The organism is Janthinobacterium sp. GW821-FHT03A03, assembly GCF_059421435.1.
The window spans coordinates 165090-184767 of sequence record NZ_JBWKUZ010000008.1; the positions used below are offsets into that span (position 1 = coordinate 165090).

The following is a 19678-nucleotide window of genomic DNA, read 5'->3' on the forward strand; positions in this document are numbered from 1 at the left end:
GAGCATATTTTGAAAATCAGTATTTTTGGCCTCGGCTACGTGGGTGCGGTCTCTGCCGGTTGCCTGGCAACGGATGGGCATGAAGTGATCGGCGTCGATCCGAACAAGACCAAGGTCGACCTGATCAACCAGGGCACCACGCCCATCATCGAGAAAGACATCGGCGAGATGATCGCCGCCACCGTGAAAAGCGGCCATTTGCGCGCCACGGCGGACGTGCGCGACGCCGTCTTCGGCTCGGACATGTCGCTCATCTGCGTGGGCACGCCATCGCAGCTCAATGGCAACCTGGACTTGAGCCACGTGCGCAAGGTGTGCCAGGAAATCGGCGCGGCGATTGCCGAAAAGGACAGCTTTCACGTCGTCGTGGCGCGCTCGACCATGCTGCCCGGTTCCATGCGCGCGCTGGTGATCCCGACCCTGGAAGCGGCGTCGGGCAAGGTGGCCGGCGTCGATTTCGGCGTCTGCAACAACCCGGAATTCCTGCGCGAAGGCACGGCCGTCTACGATTACTACCATCCGCCGAAGACGGTCATCGGCGAGTCCGATGAAAAGGCCGGCGCGCTGCTGGTGCAGCTGTATGAAAAGATGGACGCGCCGCTGGTGCGCACGGACGTCGAGACGGCCGAGATGGTCAAGTACACGGATAACACCTGGCATGCCGTGAAAGTGGCGTTCGCCAATGAAATCGGCAATATCTGCAAGGCCGTCGGCATCGATGGCCACAAGGTGATGGAGATTTTCTGCCAGGACACCAAGCTGAACCTGTCGCCGTACTACATGAAGCCGGGCTTCGCCTTCGGCGGCTCGTGCCTGCCGAAAGACGTGCGCGCGCTGACCTACAAGGCGCGCAGCCTGGACCTCGATTTGCCCTTGCTGAACTCTATCCTGCCGTCGAACCAGCGGCAAGTGGAAAAGGGCATCAAGATGATCGTCGACAAAGGCGCGCGCAAGGTGGGCATCCTGGGCTTCTCGTTCAAGGCCGGCACGGATGACTTGCGCGAGTCGCCGCTGGTCGACGTCATCGAGTATCTGCTGGGCAAGGGCTACGAACTGAAGCTGTACGACAAGAACGTCAACCTGGCCGCCCTGACGGGCGCCAACCAGGATTACATCCTCAACCACATCCCGCACATCTCCAAGCTGATGGTGACGAATATGCAGGATGTGCTCGATTTTGCCGACACCATCGTCATCGGCAATGGCGCGGCCGAATTCAAGACCGTGCCCGCCAGCCTGCAGCCGCACCAGCATATCGTTGACCTGGTACGCATCAGCAAGGAACAAAGTGGAGAGCAATATGACGGCATCTGCTGGTAACAAGTTGGCAGGTGCGCCGCGCCGCGTGCTGATCCTGGTGGAAAACCTGCCGTCGCCGTTCGACCGGCGCGTCTGGCAGGAAGCGACCACCCTGCAGGCGAATGGCTACGAAGTGTCGATCATCTGCCCCACGGGCAAGGGTTACGAATCGCGCTACGAAGCCATCGACGGCATCCATATCTACCGCTACCACCTGCCGCTGGAAGCGGAAGGGGCCAAGGGCTACCTGGTTGAGTACTCGCTGGCGCTGTTCCACACGTTCCGCCTGGCATGGAAAGTGCATTTTGCGCGCGGCTTCGACGTCATTCACGCCTGCAATCCGCCCGATTTGCTGTTCCTCATCGGCGGTTTCTTTAAGTTGACGATGGGCAAGCGTTTCCTGTTCGACCATCACGACATCAATCCGGAGTTGTACGAAGCCAAGTTCGGCCGCCGCGACTTCTTCTACAAGCTGATGGTGCTGTTCGAGCGCTGGTCGTTCAAGAGCGCCGACGTGTCGATCGCCACCAACGAGTCGTACAAGAAGATCGCCATCGAACGGGGCGGCATGAAGCCCGAGGATGTCTACGTGGTGCGCAGCGGGCCCAAGCTGGACCGCCTGCGCGTGCTGCCGCCCGTGCCGGCGCTGAAGAAGGGCCGCGCCTACCTGGTCGGCTACGTGGGCGTGATGGGCGCGCAGGAAGGCATCGACCTGCTGCTGGAGGCGGCGCAATACATCGTGCAGACCTTGCAGCGCGAGGACGTGCACTTCGGCCTGGTCGGCGGCGGCACTTCGCTCGAACAGATGAAGCAGATGGCGCAGGACCTGGGCATCGCCGACTACGTGACGTTTACCGGACGCGTGCCGGACCAGCAATTGCTGGAAATGCTCAATACGGCCGATGTCTGCGTGAACCCGGACGTGGCCAACGACATGAACGACAAGTCGACCATGAACAAGATCATGGAATACATGGCTTTGGGCAAACCGATCGTGCAGTTTGATCTGGTCGAGGGCAAGGTTTCCGCACAGCAGGCATCCTTGTATGCATTGAAGAACGATCCTGTCGACATGGCCCGCAAGATCGTCGAGTTGCTGGACGATCCCGCCCGCCGCGAGCAGATGGGAGCCTTCGGCCGCCATCGCGTGGTCAACGAGCTGGAGTGGGAATATGAAGCGCCGAAGCTGCTGGCCGCGTACGCGCGCCTGTTTCCCGGCGCCGCGCCCGCCAGCGCCGCGCCGGTGGCGCCCGCGACGTTGCGCAAGGACGGCCAGTAGCGGCACGCAGCCGGCTTATCCATTCCCCCATCCTGACGGAGCTAGTGCGACGATGAAAGCAATGATTTTAGCTGCAGGCAAGGGTACGCGCGTGCAGCCACTGACCTATGATTTGCCCAAGCCGATGATCCCCATCCTGGGCAAGCCCGTGATGGCTTATCTGGTGGAACACCTGGCCCGTTATGGCGTGACTGAAATCATGGTCAACGTCAGTTATTTGCACGAAAAGATCGAGGAGTATTTCGGCGAAGGCCACCAGTTCGGCGTGCAGATCGGCTACTCGTTCGAAGGCTATACCAATGGCACGGGCGAGGTCGTACCGCAACCGCTGGGTTCAGCCGGCGGCATGAAGAAGATCCAGGAGTTTGGCGGTTTCTTTGACGAGACGACGATTGTCCTGTGCGGCGACGCCTTGATCGATCTCGACCTGGAATCGGCCCTGCTTGAGCACCGCCGCATGGGGGCGTTGGCCTCCGTCATCACCCTGGAAGTGCCGTGGGAGAAGGTGTCCAGCTACGGCGTGGTGGTCAGCGACGCCGACGGGCGCATCCGCGCCTTCCAGGAGAAGCCGGCCCAGGCCGATGCGCTGTCCAATTGCGTCAGCACCGGCATCTATATTTTCGAGCCGGAAGTGCTGGACCTGATTCCTGGCGACCGTCCGTTCGATATCGGTTCCGAGTTGTTTCCCTTGCTGGTGGAAAAGGGCTTGCCATTCTATGCGCAAAAGCGCCAATACAACTGGATCGACATCGGCAGCGTCAAGGATTACTGGGAAGTACTGCAAAGCGTGCTGATGGGAGAAGTTGCTCAATTGCACGTTCCAGGGCGGCAGATTGCCGATGGCGTATGGGTGGGCTTGAATACCAGTATCGACTGGAGCGGCGGCACGCGCATCGAAGGTCCCGTGTATATCGGCTCGGGCTGCCGCATCGATGCGGGCGCCGTCATCGTCGGGCCCACGTGGATCGGCCATGGCAGCCATGTGTGCGCCGGCGCCGAAGTGGTGCGCAGCGTGCTGTTCGAATACACGCGTGTGCTGGCCGATGTATTGCTCGACGAAATGATCGTTTTCAAGGAATTCAGTGTCGACCGGGCCGGCCAGATGCGCCACGCCTCCGAGTATGCAGTTGGCGCCTGGGGCAATGCGCGCGACCGGCGCAGCCTGCGCCGCGTGGAAACGCCACCGGCCCGGTATGCTACCCAATAAACTGTTTGTGAAGTGAAATCATGAAAATTTATCCAGTCATCCTGTCCGGCGGTTCGGGCACCCGTCTATGGCCACTGTCGCGTGCCGTACTGCCCAAGCAGCTGTTGCCGCTGGTGACAGATAAAACCATGTTGCAGGAGACGGCGCTGCGCGTGCACAGCCTGCCCAACCGCCGCGCGGGCGACAGTGGCCTGGCCGCGCTCGAAGTCATGCCGCCGCTGGTGGTGTGCGGCAATGATCACCGCTTCATGGTGGCGGAACAGCTGCGCGAGATCGGTCTGGCGCCGCTGGGCATCCTGCTTGAGCCGGTGGGCCGCAATACGGCGCCGGCCGTGGCGGTGGCGGCGCACTACCTGCTGGCCATCGATCCGCAGGCATTGATGCTGGTCTTGCCGGCCGATCACGTCATCAGCGACGTGGCCGCGTTTCACCAGGCCATCGCCGAGGCGGCCCTGCTGGCGGAGGACGGCGCGCTGGCTACTTTCGGCATCGTGCCGACGGCGCCGGAAACGGGCTACGGCTATATCCGCAGCGGCGCGCCGGTAGCCGCCGGCGCGCCAGGCTGCAAGGTCGAGCGTTTCGTGGAAAAGCCGGACCTGGCCACGGCGCAGTCCTTCCTTGCCAGCGGCAACTATTTCTGGAACAGCGGCATGTTCATGTTCCGCGCCGGGCGCTATCTGAGCGAACTGGCGGCATTCCAGCCGGCCATGCTGGCCGCCTGCGAGGCGGCCGTGCGCGACGGCTACCGCGACCTCGATTTCTGCCGCCTGGAAGAAAAAGCCTTTGCTGCCAGCCCATCCGATTCGATCGACTATGCCGTCATGGAGCATACGGCGCACGCCGTGGTATTGCCGGCTGCCATAGGCTGGAGCGACGTCGGTTCCTGGGCGGCGCTGTGGGAAGTACAGCCGGGCGACGCCAGCGGCAACGTGGTGCGCGGCGACGTGTATCTCGATGGCGTGAGCAATTGCCTGGTGCGCGCCGAGAGCCGCATCGTGGCCGTGCTGGGCGTGCAAGACCTGGTCGTGGTGGAAACCAACGATGCCGTGCTGGTGGCGCACAAGGACCAGGTGCAGCGCGTCAAGCAGGTGGTCGACCACCTGAAGCAGGCGGGGCGCAGCGAACACGTGCAGCACCGCAAGGTCTACCGCCCATGGGGCGCCTACGAAGGCATCGATGTCGGTGAACGCTTCCAGGTCAAGCGCATCACCGTCAATCCGGGCGGCAAGCTGTCGCTGCAGATGCACCATCACCGGGCCGAGCACTGGGTGGTCGTCAGCGGCACGGCGCAAGTCACGTGCGGCGACAAGGTGACCTTGTTGACGGAGAACGAATCGACCTACATTCCCATCGGCATGACGCACCGGCTGGAAAACCCGGGCAAGCTGCCCCTGCACCTGATCGAAGTGCAATCGGGCAGCTATCTGGGGGAGGACGACATCGTCCGGCTGGAGGATGTCTACCGGCGCGTCTGATGTGCCGAGCCTTGCGATCGCCGCATAGCGAAACTATTGGCTTAAAGAATGATGCTATAAAGTAACTTTCCATTAAACAATAGTTAACATAAAAAATTACTTTATGCTATGATTCTGCCTGGTTTGATCCGATAACTCATGTGGGCGCGCTGGCGTGTCCGCATTCACGTTCAGTGGAATCGCATGAAGAAAAATACGTATTCGGTGCTGGCTGCGCTGGCCTTTGCCGGTTCAGCTTTATTCGCGCAGGCAGCCTTTGCCGCGCCTGTCGACATCAGTTCCGTGCCTGGCGCCGTAAAATTGTCGGCCGGTGGTTCGCTGACTTTCGGCGACAAATTCAAGAATAATCAGAAAAGCAATTTTTTCAATGACGTCTTCAATTTCAGCGTGGCGCAAGCCAGCGATTTGAGCGTCGTGCTGACCTCGCGCAGCAGCAGCGCGACGAATGGCCTGAACCTGACGGGTTTTGGCTTGTACAGCAGTGTCGGCAATACCCTGTTGCTGGGCGGCGATCAATTGTTGAGCGGCATCGATGACAAATGGGCCTTGTCCTATGCCAATCTGGGCGCCGGTTCCTACTACCTGAAAGTCAGCGGCAATGTGGTGTCGAACACGGGTGCCGCCTTCGGCGCCAATGGCAGCCTGGTGTCGGCAGTGCCTGAGCCTGGCACCTATGCCATGCTACTCGCCGGCCTGGGGCTGCTGGGCTTCATGGCGCGCCGTCGCCAGAACGCCGGCTGAGCACGGCTAACGACGGTTGCTTGCCTTCCATTCGCATTTTATCCCGCGGCCAGCCTCAGCTGGCTGCAGCACTCTTGGTGAAAAGTATGAAAAAATTTCTTCAATCCCTGTTCGTGGCGGCCATGTTTGCCGGCAGCGGCGTGGCGGCCCATGCCGCCCCGGTCGATATCAGCCACGCGCCGCTAGATCTGACGCAGGACCTGCTCGACTATTCGAGCGCTGAACTGCTCGGTTCTTTTACACTGGCGGCAGGCCAGTTGGCTGGCGCGCAAAATAACTTTTTCAGCGACAAATTTACCTTCAGCGTGACGGGTTTCAATGACCTGAGCGCGCTGGCGACATCGCTCAAGCCCAGCGCCAATTCCGGCCTGACCTTGACCGGTTTCAGCCTGCGCAATGCGGGCGGCGTGCTGTTCCAGGGAACGCTCGACCTGATCAACTACACGGCGCAAGATCAGGCGTGGAGCCTGGCATCGGGCGGTACGCCGCTGGCGGCCGGTAATTATTTCCTGCAGATCGACGGCTACGTGGCTTCGTCCGCAGGCGGCAGCTACAGCGGCAACCTGGCGGTGACGCCGGTGCCGGAACCGGAAACCTATGGCATGCTGCTGGCCGGCCTGGGCGTGGCGGGTTTCGCGGCGCGGCGCCGCAAGCTGCAAGCCTGAACGCGTACTTTGCAAACATGAAATGGGGGCTGCGGCCTCCATTTTTTCGCCTGTCGGTTGCATGGCGCTATAATCATCCGCATAGCTGGCGGCCGCCACATGGCGGCTTCGATTCCACCTCACCGGGCGATATCCACCATTGCGTAACTTTCTCTGTTTGTCGCTGGCGCTGGCCGCTGGCATCGCGCATGCCGAGGCGCCGCCTGGCGCGCCAGGATTGCAGCCGTCGCAGCTGGCCATCGTCATCAACGATGCGGAGCCAAATAGTATCGAGGTGGGCGAATATTACCGCCAGGCCCATGCCATCCCTGCGGCGAACGTCGTGCACGTGCATATCCCGAACCGTCCGCGCAAGCTCAGCGCAGACCAGTTCGCGCAATTGAAGGAGCGCATCGACGCGCAATTGAAGCCCGCGATCCAGGCCGTGCTGATGGTGTGGAGTGCGCCCTACGCCGTCGAATGCAACTCGATCACCTCCGCTTACACGCTGGGCTATGATGGCGCGCAATGCGCGAAGACGTGTGATCCCGGCAAAGCCAGCCGCTATTTCAACAGCAATGTGGGACAGCCATACACGGACATGGGGATGCGCCTGTCGATGTTGTTGCCGATCGATTTTGTGGAAGAGGCCAAGGCCGTAGTCGACCGCGGGGCAGTCAGCGGTTTTGCCGTGCCAACGGCCAGCGCCTATTATCTGCGGACCAGTGAAGCGGCGCGCAATAGCCGCGCGCCGTTCTTCCCGCCTGCGGGGGAGGTGCGGCAGCGCAAACTGAGCATCAAGAACATGGCTGCGGACAGCCTGGAAGGCGCACGCGACATCATGGTGTACCAGACGGGCATGGCGAAGGTCCCCAAGCTCGCCACCTTGCATTTTCTGCCGGGCGCCCTGGCGGATCATCTGACGTCATTTGGCGGGGATTTGCAGGGAACAGCACAGATGAGCAGCCAGCGCTGGCTGGAGGCAGGGGCAACCGCCAGCTACGGCACCGTCAGCGAGCCTTGCAATTACTGGCAGAAGTTTCCCAATCCGACGGTCCTGTTGCGCCGCTACCTGGCCGGCGTGACGGCGGTGGAAGCCTACTGGGGCAGCGTTTCCTGGCCTGCCCAAGGCTTGTTCATCGGCGATCCGCTGGCCGCGCCGTACGCGGCATTCCGGCGCTAGCGGTAGCGGGCACCCCGCGCCGCCGGCGGACCCGATAAAAAAGGCTCTTGCGAGCCTTTTTTATTATGCCTTGGCAATCCGCTTTCGGCGTCCCGCAAAAGCGACCATGGCCAAGCCTGCCAGCAACATGGCATAGGTTTCCGGTTCGGGCACGGCCAGTACCGGCGGTAATATGGCCGTTGGAGCGATGCTGCGGCCTTCGATGCCGCCGCCAGCACCGCCGGAGCCGACGCCGCCGCCGCTGGCTGCCGCGGGTGGGGGCGTGTCGGAGGATGTCAGCAGTGGCGCATACTGCTCCGGCAGCGCCCGTCCCACGGCGCGATAGCCTTCGCCGCCGCTGAACGGTTCCAGCCTTTCTTGCGCAACAAAATCGCGCGTGCCCGCACTGTAGTCAAAGCCATCTTGCCTGGCGCCTCTTCCCAGGCCCTTGGCGCGGGTGCCGGCGTCCGTGCCGAACTGGCTCAGATCATGGCCGCGACTGTCGAACTGCGGCTTGCGCAATACTTGTGAGGATTCATCGTCGCTGAATTCGGGCAAGGCGCCTTTGCCGTCGTTGGTGCGCCAGCCCATGCCGACGGCACCATTTGCCAAACGACAAGCGCTATATGTGCTGTTCATGTCTGCCTCACTGGCATTGCCATTGGCGCCGGCATTGTTTGCTTCGCAGCGTTTATTGTCCGCAGCGGCGGGTGCCGCTGTTTGCGCTGCAGCAGAGCCTGCGCTCAATGCCAGGGTGGCGGCAATGGCCAGCAGGGATAAGTGGATGGCGGGGGGGAATTTTTTCATGGTTTGATCTCGCTAGGGTTTTCATGCCGACAGGGCGCTGTGCGCTCCATGATCTCGACGCAATAAAATTAGCAGTACATTCAAATAGTGCATCGAATAATGCGTGGCGCAGGGCGTGGACTGGGCCCATTGCGTATCTATTTACTGGCGTGTTGCTACTGACTGGGCAAGCTTTATAAACTTGCAAGGAATAAAACTTATTTAATAGAAATATATCATATCTTTGAGCAATTTGCTGTACTTGCTGAAGCCCGACGGCCAGATGTTGTTTACTTGCTACTTGCATGCTGGATGGGAAGATGGACCTTTACTCCGTTCGGCTTAATCAAATGTCATCAAGTCGTCATCCCCGGCCTTTAATATGCAAATAACAAGTCTGAAATACTTTTGTTAATTGTGGCGCGCCGGCCCATCATGCGGAACCGGCGCCAATTATTTACCGACCGGGATCCTCATGCACACCTCGTTCTCCCCCTTGCGCACGCCCCTGCGCCTGACCGTCATGGCCGCTTTGCTGGCCAGCCTGTCCGTGCCGGCGCTGGCCGCGTCCGATGTCGTCATCAGCCAGGTGTATGGCGGCGGCGGCAACACGGGTGCGCTGTACCGCAACGATTTCATCGAACTGTTCAACCGCGGCGCCAGTCCCGTGAGCCTGGCTAACTGGAGCGTGCAATACGCGTCCGCCGCCGGTTCGAACTGGGCCGTGACCGCCTTGCCCGCTATCGATTTGCAAGCTGGCCAGTATTTGCTGGTCCAGCAAGCCAAGGGCACGGGCGGCACGCAGGACTTGCCCACGCCGGACGCCACGGGCAGCCTGGCCATGTCGGGCACGGCGGGCAAGGTGCTGTTGAGCAACAGCAAGACGGCGCAGACGGGCACCAGCCCCACGGGCGCCGCCGTCGTCGACCTGGTGGGTTTCGGCACGGCCAACGGCTTTGAAGGCGCCGCGGCGCCCGCGCCATCGAATACCCTGTCGATCGCGCGCGCGAACGGCGGCTGCAGCGACACGGATGACAACAGCGTGGACTTCGCCGCCGGCAGCGTGACGCCGCGCAACACGGCGTCCGAACGCCACGTCTGCGGCGGCCCCGTCGTGCACCAGATCATCACCAGCTGCCCCGCCAGCCTGGCCCTGGCCCTGGGCAATGGCGGCAGCGCCGTGCTGCGCGCATCCGACATCGATGGCGTGGTAAATGCTGCTACCTTGAGCTCGCCGGCCGTGGCCGGCATCAGCCTGGCCAATTTCAGCGCGGCCGGCGTGGCAGGCGAGAGCGCCAGCGTGAGCCTGCTGGTGGCCGCTGGCGTGCCGGTGGGAAATTATCCTGTCATCGTCAATTTCAGCAACGACCAGCAGCAAAGCGCCAGCTGCAAGATCGACGTGGCCGTGCAGGGCTTGGCCGCCATCAGCCACACGATCCCGCAGATCCAGGGCAGCGGTGCAAGCAGCCCCTACGCCAATTCCGTGCAGACGACCGAGGGCGTCGTCACCCTGAAAGTGGGCACCGGCTTCTTCATGCAGGACGCGGCCGGCGACGGCGACCCGTCGACGTCGGACGGCATTTTTGTGTACACGGGCGCGGCCGTCACCACGGTGCAGCCGGGCGAACTGGTGCGCGTGACGGGCACGGTGTTCGAATACACGCCGTCGGGCGCGAAAAATTCCTACACGGAATTGAAGGACGTGACGGCCATCCTCACGCAAAGCGCCGGCCACGGCATCGTGCCGGCGAATGTGACCTTGCCGAACGACAAGCTGGCCGCCGTCGAAGGCATGCTGGTGCGCTTCACGCAACCGTTGACCGTGTCGCAAAACGCCTATCTGGGCGCGCGCGGCGAACTGACCCTGTCGGCGGGACGGCGCGAAGTGCCGACCAACCGCTATCCGGCGGGATCGAACGAAGCACAAAGTTTGATCGCGGCCAATGCGAACAATCTGATTGTGCTCGATGATGGCATTTTCGTCACGCCGCCGACGATACCCTACATCGGCCAGGACAACACCGTGCGCAGCGGCGACACGGTGTCCGACCTGACGGGCGTGGTGGATTTCGGCGCCATCGGCGGTGGCGGTGCCGCGTATAAGCTGCAGCCGACGCAAGCGCCGCAATTCTCGCGCGACAACCCACGCACGGGCAGCCCGGAACTGCCGTCCGGCAACGTCAAGGTGGCCAGCGCCAACGTGCTGAATTTCTTCACGACCTTTACCAATGGCAACAATGTGTTTGGTCAGACGGGGCAGGGCTGCACCGTGGGTTCGTCGACCAGCAAGAGCAACTGCCGCGGCGCCGACAACCTGGCCGAATTCGTGCGCCAGCGCGACAAGATCGTCGCTGAACTCAAGGCCATCGACGCGGACGTGGTGGGCTTGATGGAAATCCAGAACAATGGCGAAACGGCCGTCACCTACCTGGTCGAGCAGCTCAACGCGGCCATCGGCGGCGTCAGCTACGCCGTGGTGCCGAAGCCGGCCGCCACGGGCACGGATGCCATCCGCGTGGCCATGATCTACAAGCCGGCCAAACTGGGCCTGGTGGGCGGTGCCTTGTCGGACGCCAACGCCATCAACAACCGTCCGCCGATGGCGCAGACCTTCCGCGCCGGCAATGGCGAGAAATTCTCGCTGATCGTCAACCACCTGAAGTCGAAGGGCAGCTGCCCGTCGGGCGGGCTGGACGCGGACCAGAACGACAGCCAGAGCTGCTGGAACGCCACCCGCGTGCAGCAGGCGCAGCGCCTGGTGGGCAGCTTCGTGCCGCAGGTGGCGGCCGCCGCCGGCGACGCGGACGTGCTCGTCATCGGCGACCTGAACTCGTATGGCGCCGAAGACCCGATCCAGGTCATCACGGGCGCCGGCTTCGTCAATGAACTCGAGCGTTTCGTGCGCCCGTCCGGCATGCCGTACTCGTATGTGTTCGGCGGCCAGAGCGGCTATCTCGACCATGCGCTGGCCAGCGCGTCGCTGAGCCCGCAAGTGGCTGGCGTTGCCGAATGGCATGTGAATGCGGACGAGCCGGAAGTGATCGACTACAACATCGACTCGGCCAAGCCGCAAGACCTGTACAACGCCTTGCCTTACCGCGCCTCGGACCATGACCCCGTCGTCATCAGCCTGGACCTGCAGCCCGCCTACCGCGACATCACGGCCGCCGTGGCGCAAGCCAGTTCCGGCCTGACGTACAACCGCGCGACGCAAAAGTACACGGGCACGTTCTCGTTCACCAACACGGGCGCGGCGGCCATCAGCGGCCCGTTCCAGGTGGCGTTCGGCGGCCTGCCGGCCGGCGTGACCCTGGCCAACGCCAGCGGCAGCCATGCGGGCGCGGCTTTCGTCACCGTCAACGCGGCCAGCCTGGCGCCGCGCGCGACGGCCTCGTTTGCCGTCAGTTTCAGCAATCCGTCGAAAGTGACGATCAATTACTCGGCCAGCATTTTTGCCGGCAACTTCTAAGGACCTCATCATGCTTGCTTCGCAATTCAATCTGACCCTGCGCCGCGCCGTCCTGGCCGCCGTGCTTGCCGGCAGCTCCAGCGTGGCGCTGGCGGACCCGCTCGGCTACCGCGTGGAAATCGACACGCGCCAGTTCTCGGGCGCCGGTTTCCTCGACTTCGCCTTTATCGCCGGCAACAACCCGGCGCCGGGCGCGACGGCCACCCTCAGCAATTTCTCGGGCGCGTTCGGCGCACCGGCATCGCAGGAAGGCAATGTCAGCGGCAGCTTGCCCGGCACCTTGAGCTTCGGCAATGGCGGTGCCTACAACGACTGGTTTCACAACGTGACCCTGGGCGGCAAGTTCGGTTTCAATATTGTCTTTGGCGGCGACTTCCTGCACACGGCCGGCAACGCGGGCACGACGTTCGGCGTGGGCTTGCTCGACTACACGGGCATGGCTTACCTGGGCAATGCGAACGGCAACCTCGTGCAATTCGAACTGACGCCGCTCAATGGCGGCATGCCGGCTGCCATCGCCGGCAGCACGTATGCGAGCATCGCGTCGATTTCGGCCGTGCCGGAAGCGTCGGAATGGATGATGCTGACGGGCGGCCTGGCGCTGATCGGCTTTGCCCTGCGCCGCCGCCAGCCTGTCACGCGCGCATAGTCTTGCCAAACAGAACACAGCGCGCCTGCGGGCCGCTGTGTTTCGTGTATTTATTTGAAATAGCTATAAATCAGGAAACTAAATTGTATTAGTCACCGTTTTGCGCTTGATGCATAGTGAAAAACTTGTCGAGCCGTCTAGTTTTTGACGGACCATCGCCAACTTTTTCGGAGGATGCATCGATGCCTGGCCATATCCTGGTGCTGGACCCTGCGCCCGCCATGCAGGCGCTGCTGGCGCATAACCTGGCCGGCGCCGGCTACCGCGTCAGCTGCGCCGTCGATGCGCGCGGGACGCAGGCGCTGCTGGCGGCCGACCCGCCCGACGTGCTGCTGCTCGAGTGGGAGTTGCCGGACGCTTCCGGCATCGCGCTGCTGCGCCAGGTGCGCCAGGATGGCCAGCTGTGCGACTTGCCCATTATCATGGTCAGCGCGCGCGACAGCGAACAGGACAAGGTGCTGGCGCTGGAAAGCGGCGCCGACGATTACCTGTGCAAGCCCTTCGGTCCCCGCGAGATGCTGGCCCGCGTGCACGCGCTGCTGCGCCGGCGCGCGCCATCGGCCGTGCGCGGCGGCGCGGGCGCCGGCCCGGCGGCGCTGCGTCTCGACCCGCACACGCAGCGCGTGACGGCGGGCAGCGTGCCCGTCAGCCTGGGCCGCGTGGAATTCAAGCTGCTGCATTTCCTCATGGATCATCCGGGCCGGGTGCACAGCCGCGCGCAGCTGCTGGACCAGGTGTGGGGTCATGCCGCCTACCTCGACGAGCGCACGGTCGACGCCCACGTGGGACGGCTGCGGCAGGCTTTGCTGCCGGGCGGTTGTGGCCATCGCATCGAAACCGTGCGCGGCAGCGGCTACCGCTACCTGGCGTATGACGGGGCCGTCTGCGCATGATGCTGCTGACGGGGCGGGAACAGGAATACCTGCTGCATGCGATTCTGGGGGCGCACGGCATCGCCGCGCCCAGCGATTTTTTCCTGTGGAGCCAGGGGCCGCTGCAAACGCTGTTGCCGCACGACATATTAATCTGCGCGCAGCTGGACGCCGACGGGGCCGTGCTGCGCAGCGAAGGCTGGCACAGCATCGCGCCCGATCAGGCGCGGCTGCGCGAGCGCCAGGACCGGCTGGCGCGCCTGGCGCTGGCTTGGCGCGCGGGCGGCCAGAGGGCGGGCGTCATCGATGGCGTGCTGGTGCACGGCAGCGCAGGCAAGGCGGGCGGCAGTTTTTTTGCCCTGTTCGCCATGGGGGCCATGGATGCGGCGCGCCAGGCGTATGCGCTGGAACTGCTGCTGCCGTATCTGCATGTGCACTGGCTGGCGCTGCCAGGCAGCCAGCGTGCGCCCCTGGCCGGCCCCGCCGCCACGCGCGCGGCCAGTGCGCGCGAACGGGAAGTGCTGCATTGGGTGCGCGAGGGCAAGAGCAATGACGAGGTGGGGCAAATCCTCGGCATCAGCGGCGCCACCGTGAAAAGCCATTTGCAGCGCATCTACAAATTACTTGGCGTGAGCAACCGCACGCAGGCCGTATCGCGCGGCATCGCGCTGCGCCTGCTCAGCCATTAGCGCTGGTCCTGCACCCTGGCGTTGCCGCCCCCCTCTTGCGTGTGTTCGACGGTGCCGGGCGACACCAGCGCCACGTCCGGGCTCGCTTGCAGGCGCGCCACTTCGTCCGCCGTCAGCATGGCGGCAAAGCCGTTGAAGGCCGCCGTATAGCGGTATTGCACGGGGGCATCGGGCACCAGCGCCAGCACGGCGCCTTGCTGCGCTTCCAGCCGGGCCGCGTAGCGCCGCGCGGCGTCGCTGTTGGTATCGAGCCCATGCACGCCGTCCGCCAGCGAGGCCAGCGGCGGGGCGCGCAATTGCACCAGATAGGGTAGGCGCGTCGCGGCGGCCTGCGCCGCGACAGGCAGCGCATGGATGCCGGCGATGATGGTCATGCTGAGGCGAAATACGGACATGCAAGCTCCCTTGGCGCGTGGCGGACGACCGGCCTTTCATGCGCCGATTGTACGCGCGTCGCGCATAAAAAACGCGCCCCGCAGGGCGCGCCGTATGACCGCTTGGAACGATAGCCTTACAGCTTGGCGTCCGCTCTCACGTTGCGCTGGCTGGGGACGGCCAGCGGCAGCGGGTTGTTGGTCTCCACCGACAGCACGGTGGTGGACGCTGCCGCGTTGTTGCCATCAAGAAAGACCACGCCGCCCAGGTAGCGCTTGCCCGTTTCCAGCCCCGACCAGCTGACGCCGGCCGTGGCGCTGCCGCCCACGTACACCTTGCTGGGCAGGGTGGCTTTCAGGTTGCCGCCCTTGTCGGCTGTCGTGACGACGGCCGACGACAGGCCGAAGCCCGTCGACACGCCATTTGCCACTTCGTAGCCAATCACGCACACCTTGTAGCTGCCTGCCGCCGGGGTGGTCAAGGTAATAGACTCGTTCGAACCGGCCGTGGCCGAGGTGGCGACGGTTGCGCCGGTACTGTTGAGCAGCAGCAGGTCGAGGTCATTGCCGGCGCCCTCCGTGGTGTCGCGGTCGAAAATTTCGAAGCGCGCCACGACCGTGCTGGCGGGAATGCTGACATTGACCGCGCGCACGCCGCTGCCGCCCGCTTTGCACGCGGCAGCCATTTGCTCCAGCGTGTCGACGCTGCCCGGCGCGGCCTGGCTGATGGTTTGCTCGCTGCGCGCCACTTCCTTCAGGCCGCCCGTTGCCGCGCCCACCTTGCCGGCAAAGCCGGTGGACAGCGTCAGCGAACGCAGGCCGCTGACCTTGTCGGCCTGCAGCAATGCCGGCGACTGCACCGCGCGGCCCGAGCGGGCCGTGACGGGGCTGCGCACCGTGTGCACGCCGTCGCTCCACACGAGGGCGCCATACTGCCAGGCGTTGTCCGGCGCCGTGGTGCGCGTCAGCGTCACGGTGAAGGACTTGGTTTCGCCGGGCGCGAGCGCCAGGGTGGCAGGCGAAACCGCCACGCTGTAGCCGCTGACCGAGGCGCTGGCCGTGTAGGTGGCGCTGCTGCTGCCCACGTTGGTGACGCGGCGCGTCACCGTTTGCGTGCCCAGCACGTTGCCGATGGTGATCGACGGCATGTTCAGGTTGTAGCCGGCCAGGGTGCCGCCCGCGCATTCGGCCGTCATGCCGACGCCGCACATGTATTTTTTGTAGTCGGCCAGGCTGGCGTCATACACGAGGCCGGGATCGGCGGCCTTGTTCGGCGTCACGTGGCCGGCGCCCTGGCCCCAAGGCAGGATGCCGCGCGCGTCGCCCGCCTGAACGTCGGGCAGGGTGGTGCTGCCGGTCGTCATCAGGGCCGATTTGATGGCGGCCGGGCTCCAGTCCGGATGCTGTTGGCGCAGCAGGGCGGCCAGGCCGGCCACGTGCGGGCTGGCCATCGAGGTGCCTTGCAGGAAGATGTAGGCTTGCGGCGGCACCAGGCTGCCATCCTGCACGGCGTCGCGCTGGGCGCGCGACAGGGCAGGCGTGCCGCCGGCCAGGATGTCCACGCCAGGGGCCGTGACGTCCGGCTTGAGCAGGTTGGCGTCGTACAGGTTCGGGCCGCGTGACGAGAAGTCGGCCACCACGGGGGCGGCGGGGCCGTTGCCGTTGGTGACGAAACGCGAGATGGCGGCCGTGGCCGTGCCCGTTTGCGCCTGGGCATTGATCAGCGCGCCATCGGCGGCGCTCACGTGCACGGCCGGCAGCACGTGCGGGTCGGACACCAGACCGATGCCCGTGTCGACCAGCACCATGCCGGCGCCGCCCGCTTCGAGCACGGCGACGCCCTTGTCGGTGCGCGCCGTGGTGCCGCGCAGGCAGCTGACGACCTTGCCGGCCACCTTGGCAGGGTCCAGCAGGGCCACGCCGCCGTTGTCGCCGGCGCGGTAGCACAGCGCCAGTTTTTGCGCATCGGCGCCGGGCAGGCCCGCATCCTGGGCGCGGATCAGGGTGGTGGCCGGCAGCGGGTTGTAGTTGAGCGAGGCGCCCGTGTAGCTGGCGCCGTTGCTAAGAGTCAGTTTGGCCTGGTTGGCGCGGTTGTGCGTCGAGGCGGCCACGGTGGTGATCCATGGGCTGACGTGGGCCACGGTGTTGGCCGGGCCCGCATTGCCGGCGGACGCGGCAACGAAGACGCCGGCGTTCGACGCGTGCAGGAACGCTTGCTCGACCGGGTCGTTGACGCTGCCGCCGCCGCTGATCGAGTAATTGATCACATGCACGCCGTCGCGCACGGCTTTTTCGATCGCCGCCACGCTGTCGCCGCCGTAGCAGCCGTTCTTGGCGCCCGTCGGCTGGGTGGCCAGGTTGTACGACCAGCACACTTTGTAGACGGACAGGCGGGCGCGCGGCGCCACGCCGGAAATGGCGCCCAGCGGCGAGCCGCTGACGGTGACGGGCACGCCCGCATTGCCGCCCGCGGTGGACGAGGTATGCGTGCCGTGGCCGCCTTCGCCATTCGGGTCGCCGATCGAATCGCGCGGCGAGGTGTATTCGCTCCAGTGCTGGATCTTGTCCGTCTCGGTCAGGCGCACGGCGTTGAAATACTGCGCGCCGAGCAGCTTGTTATTGCAATGGTCTTGCGTAAAGCCTTCGCCCGTCTGGCAGCTGCCTTTCCAGGCGGCCGGCGCGGCGCCGTAGGCCAGCGTGGCGTTCGGGTCGAAGGTCGGGGCGCCGTTGGCGTCGACCTTGTCCGCATACGACAGGTTTTCCGGCCACACGCCGCCGTCGACGATGCCGATGATGATGTCTTCTCCCGCATGCTGCTTGCCGCCCAGCTGGCTCCACAGGCCGCCCGGCTGGTCCAGTCCCAGGAAGGTGGGCGTGTAGTTCGTCAGCAGGGCGCGCGGCTCGTCGGGGGCGATGCTGGCCACTTCGCCGCTGGCCTGCAGCTGGCGCACCTCGGCGTCCGTCAGCAGGGCGGAGAAACCGTTGAGGACGATCTTGTACTGGTATTGCACGGGCGCGGCGGCGACGAGCGCCTGCACGCGGGCCTGTTTCTGTTCGAGGTAGTCGCCGTACAGCTGCACTTGCGCGCTGGCCAGGTCGAGGCGGCCGCCGGCGGCAGGCTGGGTGGCGCCCAGACCTTCCACCGAGCCGGCGTAGGAAGCGATCGGTTTGTCGGTCAGTTGCACGATGTAGGGACGGCGCAGGTCGTCGGCGTGGGCCTGGAAGCTGAGGCTGGCAAACAGGCTCAGCACGGCGAGCGAAATGGGACGCAAGGCGGGACGGAATGTCATGTCGGGTTTCCTGGTGACGGTAGCGGGAATCGAAAAGGGGAGATCAGGCTTGCTGGCGGCGGCGCGCCGCGAAACCGATGCCTGCCAGGCCCAGCAGCATCATCGCGTAGGTCGATGGCTCCGGTACCGTAGCGACGATATTGTCGAGCGCAAACTGGCCCTTGTTGCTGCTGAAGGCACTGCAACTGCCGGCCGTGTTGCAAGTGAAACCGAAGAAGGCCAGCGAGGCGAATTGCTGGCTGCCGAAATTGGCGCTGGTGTTGTAGTGCTGGAACTGAAAGTTGCCGCCGACGGGTCCGCCCAGCTGGTACGTTTCATACAGGGAAGAGCCGTCCGCATGGAAACCCTGGACGCGCAGCAGGCCGGCCACGGCCGGATAGCTGACGCCCTGGGCATAGCCGATGAAGCTGGCATCGAAGCCTTTCAGGCTGACGCTGCCGCCGTAGTGCGCTGGGTTGAGATAGACGACGCCGTCGTTGAGCGACGCATAGTAATTGCTCGTATTATTGGTCGGGCACGCCATGCCGCAGGCGGCCGGGTCCGTGCCGTCGAAGACGGCGCCGACCAGGTCGCCATAACTGGCGCCCGGCACATTCGAGGCGCCCGTCAGCAGGAAATTGTAGAATTCCAGGGAGCCGCCGTGGCCGACGAACTGGCTGTCGAGATTATCGAAGTTGATCACGTCCGCGACGGCGGCGGGCGCCCAGGCGGCGGACAGGGCCAGGATGGCGGCGCCAGTCCACTGCTTGGCCGAGAAAGGACTTGCTGCGGCAGCTATCTGCGTATGCACAATACGAGTCATGAGTTTTCCCTTGATGATTATGTCGGATGCAATATGGTTTGCGTCTTGGAGGCTCTCTCCTGCGCGGCCGGATAGGATTAATGCGGACCAATGCGTAGAAAATTGATTTTTACTATAGCAAAAGAGGCAATTTCATTGTTTGATATTCTTGCAAATTTAATTTGAAAGTTACAAATAATGAATGAATAAAATTCATCATTTACTATGAATTGGTAACCAGGAGTAGATGGTTTCCGCATTGAAAATAGTTGAGTAATTGACCAGCCTGTCAAGCGCGCGCGGCGCCATGGCTGTTTCGCGCACACTGGAAGGTTTCCGCAGGAATTTGTTGTTCACAGTGCAAAGAAAAGATTGTATTAACCATAACCGGCATGGTAGGCTGATAAGCATCAGGCAAGCGCGTGTCGCCCGTGCGTGGCCATCAGTTGCGCGCAGCGACGCAATGTATTGAAGGTAGGCAATAAGGAGTTACCGGATGCATGCAGCACACAGGCAGAACTTGACAGCGGCGCGCCGTGCGCGTGGCTTTACCTTGCTCGAATTGCTGGTTGTTATCGTGATCATCGGCTTGCTGGCGGCCTATGTCGGACCCAAATATTTCGCCCAACTGGGCAAATCGGAAGTGACGGTGGCCAAGGCGCAGATCGAGGCGTTCGAAAAGTCGCTCGACACCTACCGCCTCGACGTGGGCCGCTATCCCACCACGGAAGAAGGCCTGGCCGCGCTGCTGGCCGCGCCGCCGGCCGCCGGCACGCGCTGGAACGGTCCCTACCTGAAGAAAAGCGTGCCGCTCGACCCGTGGGGCCATGCCTACCAGTACCGCGCGCCCGGCAGCAAGGGCGAGTATGACATCGTCTCGATGGGCAAGGACGGCCAGCCCGGCGGCAGCGGCGAGAATGCCGACATCAGCTCGCAATAGCGCCAGCGCCACCTTTTACCA

16 protein-coding genes are annotated in these 19678 nt (G+C 63.8%); 12 read left to right on the plus strand and 4 right to left on the minus strand.

Annotated elements, in window-relative coordinates:
* The first annotated feature begins 9 nt into the window (after nt 1-9).
* The 7 genes from AC07VI_RS17160 (at nt 10) to AC07VI_RS17190 (ending at nt 7828) form a co-directional block, all read left to right on the plus strand.
* The gene (locus AC07VI_RS17160) at nt 10-1320 is read left to right on the plus strand and encodes a nucleotide sugar dehydrogenase (protein ID WP_086146664.1); all 1311 of its coding nucleotides are present in this window, start codon (nt 10-12) and stop codon (nt 1318-1320) included.
* Nucleotides 1301-2578 carry a glycosyltransferase family 4 protein gene (locus tag AC07VI_RS17165; protein ID WP_099419975.1) on the plus strand — a complete coding sequence of 426 codons (1278 nt, stop codon included), beginning with the start codon at nt 1301-1303 and terminating at the stop codon, nt 2576-2578. The genes AC07VI_RS17160 and AC07VI_RS17165 overlap by 20 nt, the downstream gene beginning before the upstream one ends.
* Before the next feature lie 52 nt (nt 2579-2630).
* Nucleotides 2631-3785, plus strand: a complete 1155-nt coding sequence (locus AC07VI_RS17170) for a nucleotidyltransferase family protein (RefSeq protein ID WP_099419976.1) — start codon at nt 2631-2633, stop codon at nt 3783-3785.
* A 20-nt stretch (nt 3786-3805) separates the two neighbouring features.
* Nucleotides 3806-5260, plus strand: coding sequence for a mannose-1-phosphate guanylyltransferase/mannose-6-phosphate isomerase (locus AC07VI_RS17175; RefSeq protein WP_086146661.1), 1455 nt, complete (start codon nt 3806-3808; stop codon nt 5258-5260).
* A 183-nt stretch (nt 5261-5443) separates the two neighbouring features.
* Nucleotides 5444-6001 (plus strand): FxDxF family PEP-CTERM protein, encoded by a 558-nt coding sequence (locus AC07VI_RS17180; protein ID WP_086146660.1) that lies wholly within the window; start codon nt 5444-5446, stop codon nt 5999-6001.
* Nucleotides 6002-6087: 86 nt separating this feature from the next.
* Nucleotides 6088-6666: an FxDxF family PEP-CTERM protein gene (locus AC07VI_RS17185; protein ID WP_086146659.1), complete on the plus strand. Its 579-nt coding sequence runs from the start codon at nt 6088-6090 to the stop codon at nt 6664-6666.
* A gap of 139 nt (nt 6667-6805) precedes the next feature.
* Complete coding sequence (locus AC07VI_RS17190; protein WP_226936450.1) at nt 6806-7828, plus strand: TIGR03790 family protein; 1023 nt, start codon at nt 6806-6808, stop codon at nt 7826-7828.
* Between the two features lie 63 nt (nt 7829-7891).
* Here AC07VI_RS17190 and AC07VI_RS17195 read toward each other — a convergent pair whose 3' ends face one another.
* The gene (locus AC07VI_RS17195; protein ID WP_086146658.1) at nt 7892-8614 is read right to left on the minus strand and encodes a PEP-CTERM sorting domain-containing protein; all 723 of its coding nucleotides are present in this window, start codon (nt 8612-8614) and stop codon (nt 7892-7894) included.
* Nucleotides 8615-9068: 454 nt separating this feature from the next.
* Between AC07VI_RS17195 and AC07VI_RS17200 the strand changes: the two genes are divergently transcribed.
* The 4 genes from AC07VI_RS17200 (at nt 9069) to AC07VI_RS17215 (ending at nt 14272) form a co-directional block, all read left to right on the plus strand.
* Complete coding sequence (locus AC07VI_RS17200) at nt 9069-12062, plus strand: ExeM/NucH family extracellular endonuclease (protein ID WP_492992967.1); 2994 nt, start codon at nt 9069-9071, stop codon at nt 12060-12062.
* 10 nt (nt 12063-12072) lie between these two features.
* Entirely contained in the window at nt 12073-12711 is a 639-nt protein-coding gene (locus tag AC07VI_RS17205; RefSeq protein WP_086146656.1) for an NF038129 family PEP-CTERM protein, read from the plus strand.
* Nucleotides 12712-12893: 182 nt separating this feature from the next.
* A complete protein-coding gene (locus AC07VI_RS17210) occupies nt 12894-13604 on the plus strand; it encodes a winged helix-turn-helix domain-containing protein (protein WP_492992970.1) in 711 nt (236 codons plus the stop codon).
* Nucleotides 13601-14272, plus strand: coding sequence for a LuxR C-terminal-related transcriptional regulator (locus AC07VI_RS17215; protein ID WP_492992972.1), 672 nt, complete (start codon nt 13601-13603; stop codon nt 14270-14272). The genes AC07VI_RS17210 and AC07VI_RS17215 overlap by 4 nt, the downstream gene beginning before the upstream one ends.
* Here the strand turns inward: AC07VI_RS17215 and AC07VI_RS17220 are convergent.
* The 3 genes from AC07VI_RS17220 to AC07VI_RS17230 form a co-directional block, all read right to left on the minus strand.
* A complete protein-coding gene (locus tag AC07VI_RS17220) occupies nt 14269-14667 on the minus strand; it encodes a protease inhibitor I9 family protein (RefSeq protein WP_099419979.1) in 399 nt (132 codons plus the stop codon). The two genes, AC07VI_RS17215 and AC07VI_RS17220, sit on opposite strands and share 4 nt — an antisense overlap.
* Before the next feature lie 116 nt (nt 14668-14783).
* Complete coding sequence (locus tag AC07VI_RS17225) at nt 14784-17936, minus strand: S8 family peptidase (RefSeq protein ID WP_086148409.1); 3153 nt, start codon at nt 17934-17936, stop codon at nt 14784-14786.
* Nucleotides 17937-17979: 43 nt separating this feature from the next.
* Nucleotides 17980-18738 carry an NF038120 family PEP-CTERM protein gene (locus AC07VI_RS17230; RefSeq protein WP_086148410.1) on the minus strand — a complete coding sequence of 253 codons (759 nt, stop codon included), beginning with the start codon at nt 18736-18738 and terminating at the stop codon, nt 17980-17982.
* A gap of 475 nt (nt 18739-19213) precedes the next feature.
* Here AC07VI_RS17230 and gspG point away from each other — a divergent pair, with 475 nt between their 5' ends.
* Nucleotides 19214-19657, plus strand: a complete 444-nt coding sequence (gene gspG / locus AC07VI_RS17235; RefSeq protein ID WP_086148411.1) for a type II secretion system major pseudopilin GspG — start codon at nt 19214-19216, stop codon at nt 19655-19657.
* Nucleotides 19658-19678: the final 21 nt, after the last annotated feature.